Origin of the sequence: Corynebacterium sp. HMSC067D03, assembly GCF_001811185.1 — a bacterium.
GTDB classification, from domain to species: Bacteria; Actinomycetota; Actinomycetes; order Mycobacteriales; family Mycobacteriaceae; genus Corynebacterium; species Corynebacterium coyleae.
The window spans coordinates 1-309 of record NZ_KV803844.1; the positions used below are offsets into that span (position 1 = coordinate 1).

At 52.8% G+C, this 309-nt stretch carries 1 pseudogene; it reads right to left on the minus strand.

Annotated features, from left to right (window positions below):
* Positions 1 to 309, minus strand: a pseudogene (locus tag HMPREF2785_RS10630) (hypothetical protein); the annotation flags it as partial.

Sequence of the window (309 nt, forward strand, 5' to 3'; positions counted from 1 at the left end):
GAAACGAGCATTCATCACACGGTCAGAACCGACATACCAGCTCATACCACCCGGGGTATCAACCGTTGCTGCATTCGGACCCATGTGACCAAAGTTGTAGCCATAGAGCTGTGTGAAGTTATCCGGATCCGGGTTTTCCACCCACACACGAATCTTCTCATACTGCGGACCATTCGGGTCCGCATCAAACTTCACAACCTCGCCCTTAGCGTTGGTAAACGGCTTCATCTCGATGGTGTAGTAACCATCTTCACGAGTCACACCGGTATACACCGGCGAGGTAATGCCACCCTTTTCCGTCCACTGCGC